This window comes from Lachnoclostridium phytofermentans (assembly GCF_000733755.1).
Classification (GTDB): Bacteria; Bacillota; Clostridia; order Lachnospirales; family Lachnospiraceae; genus Lachnoclostridium; species Lachnoclostridium phytofermentans_A.
In genome coordinates, this window is record NZ_JPOF01000004.1 from 1 (window position 1) to 5000 (window position 5000).

At 38.8% G+C, this 5000-nt stretch carries 2 protein-coding genes, 1 tRNA gene, 1 rRNA gene and 1 pseudogene (1 of these 5 running past the window's edge); all 5 read right to left on the reverse strand.

Annotation, left to right across the window (positions count from 1 at the left end; all coding sequences use genetic code 11):
• The coding region (locus CC92_RS21020) for a hypothetical protein (RefSeq protein ID WP_034225271.1) at nucleotides 1–572 on the reverse strand (572 nt) is incomplete at its 3' end.
• 30 nt (nucleotides 573–602) lie between these two features.
• Nucleotides 603–1505 (reverse strand): annotated as a pseudogene (locus tag CC92_RS23505) (chemotaxis protein).
• 507 nt (nucleotides 1506–2012) lie between these two features.
• Nucleotides 2013–2936, reverse strand: a complete 924-nt coding sequence (locus tag CC92_RS0113305; RefSeq protein WP_029504022.1) for an ArsR/SmtB family transcription factor — start codon at nucleotides 2934–2936, stop codon at nucleotides 2013–2015.
• A gap of 255 nt (nucleotides 2937–3191) precedes the next feature.
• Nucleotides 3192–3263, reverse strand: a tRNA-Glu gene (locus CC92_RS0113310).
• Between the two features lie 84 nt (nucleotides 3264–3347).
• A 23S ribosomal RNA gene (locus tag CC92_RS0113315) occupies nucleotides 3348–5000 on the reverse strand; it runs 1264 nt beyond the window's last position.

The window sequence follows — 5000 nt, forward strand, 5'->3', positions numbered from 1 at the left end:
GTACTACCCACCACAAATTCTCCCTCTGCTTCTTTATAATAGTTGCTAGTTATTTTATTCTCCAGCGAATCGCTTATGTTTAGCTTTTCTTTCTCTTGCAAGTTATCTTCTTTCGTTGTAACTAACTCAGAAAAAGATAAATTAGCTACGTCATTTTCTAAACTAGCATCATCTTGCCCTTCTAACTCTATTTCTTGCTGCTCTTTTATATCTATTTCTTGCCGCTCTTCTATATCTATTTCTTGCTGAAGTTCTGTTATATCAGTTTCTCTTTGTATTTTTTTTACGGAATCCTCAATATTATCACGCTCATCTAACACTGTTTGATTTAGTAAATCTTTTAGTTCCTTATTATCGGTGATACTCTCTGATTCCATATCAAATATACTATAATTCTTTGTTAGATAATCTTCTGCTTCTTCCGTAGTAGTAATATCTTTGTTACTATGTAGTGACTCCATAGATGCAGATAACGTGTTAAGATATTGATCGTCTAAGCCTAATTCTTTGCAGTTTAAACAATATTCGCTATTATCTTTTACTTCTGCATGACATATCTTGCATCTATCCATTTGTACACCACCTAATATTTTTTATAGGAATTATTCGTTTAAAAGTAACTCATCGATCTTTGCCACTAATTGTCCGATTTCTGGTTTTGATAATTGAGCGTCTGCACCTAAAGCTTCACCCTTCCTACGCATATCCTCATTCACCAAAGAAGAAAAGATTACGACAGGAATTTGTGCTAGTTTTGTATCTTCCTTAACAAGCCTTGTCAAACGGTGGCCATCCATTATTGGCATCTCAATGTCAGTAATTATTAAAGCAACCTTTTTGTCAACAATTCCTTCTTGCTTGTACTTCAGAAGTAAGTCATAGGCTTCTTTCCCATTTTCCGTTCTAGTGATATTGGTATAACCTGCTTTCGCAAGACAATCGACTAGTAATTGATTTAGCAAATGGGAATCTTCAGCAATAATAATTGGTAAATCACATCGTCTTCTGTTTTTCAATGTATCCATATCTGATACTTTCAAACTAGTTTCAGGACTTATATCGGCTACTATCTTTTCAAAATCAAGTAGGATAATTAACTTATTTTCCAATTTAATAATACCAGTTGCAACTCCCATTCCAGCATTACTTAAAGTAGCATCTGGTTTTGTGATATCCCCCCAAGAGATACGATGAATACCTAAAACTTTATTTACATGAAAACCAACATGTAAATTATTAAAGTTCGTTACAATAATCATATCTTTCCCATCCTGATGTGACTCTTGTTGCATGTTTAAAGTCTTTCTTAAGTCTATGATTGTCATAATAAAATCACGGGGCATATAAATACCCTCAACCGTAGGGTGAGCATACTGGTGTTGGGCTTACAAAGGAAGTATCTCTCTAATCTTAGCCACATTAATACCATAGCTGTTTCCGCCAATGGTAAATTCAAGCACTTCTAATTCATTTGTGCCACTTTCTAATAATATATTGTTATCCATAGGTCTACCCCATATCATCTTGAGTTTAATTTATCCGTTAGAAATTACCTTATTTGTGTATATATACATTATATATGACAAAATGACAAATAATTCAATTGTAACATAGTTAAAACGACACTATTTTCCATTTTTATTCTGCAATAGAATCTAATAGTATATCTTTATTCCCTATAATATCGGCTATTTAACTAATTAAGATTAGCGGTAAATAATAATTCAGCATCCCATATAAATCTTATGAGCAAACAGGCTAGATTCCTCGTTAAACATACCATTTAGTCTGATATTTTTTATATATTTAATGAATCATGCACAACATAAGTAAAATTACTATACCTCCAGTACTGAAACACATTAAGAACAATCATCCCAAAAGATTTGACCTAGAGTCAATAATGCGAGAACAAATAAACCTTCTAAATTAAGTATATCTTAATTCAGTTAGTTTATCGATTCTCGCATTTTGTCAGATAACACTATAAGTTTAAATTCATTCATTTATTTTTATTGCATCGGTTCATAATGGATTCTTACCTTGATATCTTGATTGTAATTTCCAAAACCACTGCCATAGACAGTTAAGCCTCCAACATTAGCTGACTCCTCCTCTACAGCAAGTTTAAAACAAATATCACTTCGATAGTTTAAATTAAACTGATCAATTGTCATAGAAGATATTTTTCTTCCATCAATGTATGTACCAGATTTATTAATCACTAATATTTTTAATAAGCCATATTGGTTCCAGTTTGTGAACCACCACTTTGGTGTAAAAATTCCTCTCTTATCCCCAAAGTCTCCTGGACTGGTCCAAACACCAATTTTCTTATTATTTATATAAAAAGAAATGTCACTTGGCCACTCATTATTTACTCCAGGTGCTTCAGATCCCAACTCTAGTGAAAATGTAATCTGGTCTACTTTCTGACCCGCTGGTAATAAATTAGGTATCTTGTACTCAATAAATCCTTTTGTAAACCATAAAATATTCGCATCCACACGTTTTACATGGGAAAAATAACGAGGATCATCTACTTCACCAATTAACATATCTTTCGTAGCAATACCACAGGTAGGTAATACACAATAATCCGAGTAATGACCAATTTTCACTTCTGTTTCGTATATATTATTGTCATAAGAATTTTCCAAATCCATAATTTCAATAAATATTTTATCAACGTCAACTCGACAAATCTTTTGGTTTCCATGTCCCGCATACTCCGGAATTAGCTGTATAATTCCACTTTCCTCTAATTTCTTCATATGTCCGGTTAATGCACCATTGGTTATATTAAGTGCTGATGCTAGCTCGTTCATATTCATTTCTTTATTATCTAGTAAAAGATTAATAATTTGTATACGCACACTGGAACCAAGTGCCTTGAAAACGCTTAATCCATCTTCTAAGTTCTTAATATGTAACATATCGTCACCTATTACCTCCCCTTGAGTATGATGTCATGCTCATTCCGTCCACGACTTGTTATATTCTACCATATATTTTATATCTAAGCAATTATTATGTCAAATTTACTGATTACTGAGATGCTATTTTTATTTTATGTACACTTTAAGAATTGTCTTTACTTTTTAAACAAGGAAAAGTTTGCGAAGCATACTTTTCCTTGACATGAATAATAAAGAAGTCGATTACCCTAAAGTAATCGACTTCTTTCAATATGACTCCAAGGGGATTCGAACCCCTGTTACCGCCGTGAAAGGGCGGTGTCTTAACCGCTTGACCATGGAGCCTAAGAATATTTTTCTACTCTTGTAGCATTGTACTCTCAAAACTTCATATTGATATTATATACAATAATATTGAAACAAACCTTTTAGGTTAAGCCCTCGACCTATTAGTAACAATCAGCTACATGTGTTACCACACTTCCACCTTTGTCCTATCAACCTTATCGTCTTTAAGGGGTCTTACTTGCTTTCGCAATGGGATATCTTATCTTGAGGGGGCTTCACGCTTAGATGCCTTCAGCGTTTATCCCGTCCCGACTTGGCTACTCGGCCATGCTCTTGGTAGAACAACCGATACACCAGAGGTCAGTCCACCCCGGTCCTCTCGTACTAAGGGCAGCTCCTCTCAAATATCCTACGCCTACGCCGGATAGGGACCGAACTGTCTCACGACGTTCTGAACCCAGCTCGCGTACCGCTTTAATGGGCGAACAGCCCAACCCTTGGGACCTACTACAGCCCCAGGATGCGATGAGCCGACATCGAGGTGCCAAACCACTCCGTCGATGTGAACTCTTGGGAGTGATAAGCCTGTTATCCCCAGGGTAGCTTTTATCCGTTGAGCGATGGCAATCCCACTTTATACCACCGGATCACTAAGTCCTACTTTCGTACCTGCTCCACCCGTCGGTGTCACAGTCAAGCTCTCTTATGCCTTTGCACTCTACGAATGGTTTCCAACCATTCTGAGAGAACCTTTGAGCGCCTCCGATACCCTTTCGGAGGCGACCGCCCCAGTCAAACTCCCCGCCTGACATTGTCCCCTAGCCGGGTCACGGCTACAGGTTAGAAATCCAGTACTACAAGGGTGGTATCCCAACAGCGACTCCGTAAGAACTGGCGTTCCTACTTCCTAGTCTCCCACCTATCCTGTACATGCAGCACCGAATCCCAGTATCAAGCTGAAGTAAAGCTCCATGGGGTCTTTCCGTCCTGGCGCAGGTAACCAGCATCTTCACTGGTATTTCAATTTCACCGGGTGCATTGTCGAGACAGTGCCCAAATCATTACGCCTTTCGTGCGGGTCGGAACTTACCCGACAAGGAATTTCGCTACCTTAGGACCGTTATAGTTACGGCCGCCGTTTACTGGGGCTTAAGTTCAAAGCTTCGACTTGCGTCTAACCTCTCCCCTTAACCTTCCAGCACCGGGCAGGCGTCAGCCCATATACCTCACCTTTCGGTTTTGCATAGACCTGTGTTTTTGCTAAACAGTTGCTTGGGCCAATTCTCTGCGGCCTGGTTTCCCAGGCACCCCTTCTCCCGAAGTTACGGGGTCATTTTGCCGAGTTCCTTAACAATGCTTCTCCCGTCGGCCTTAGGATTCTCTCCTCATCCACCTGTGTCGGTTTACGGTACGGGCATATAGCAAACAATAGCGGCTTTTCTCGACAGCATAGGTTCAGAAACTTCGTTACTTAAACTTCACTCCGCATCACACTTCACCATCACCGGACGGATTTGCCTATCCAGCTCGACTTTGTGCTTGCGCCGGTTTTTCCATTCCCGGCTTTTCCTACCTTTCTGTGTCCCCACAGTTCTGTTACTATATGGTACAGGAATATCAACCTGTTGTCCATCGACTACGACTCTCGTCCTCGCCTTAGGCCCCGACTTACCCAGAGCAGATCAGCTTTACTCTGGAAACCTTGGATATTCAGCCTAGAAGATTCTCACTTCTATCTCGCTACTCATTCCGGCATTCTCTCTTCTTAACACTCCACTGCTCCTTACGGTACAG

Bases quoted from the DNA above. Each gene is read 5' to 3' on its own strand.
- CC92_RS0113305 (WP_029504022.1), bottom strand. From the start codon at position 2,936: ATGTTACATATTAAGAACTTAGAAGATGGATTAAGCGTTTTCAAGGCA.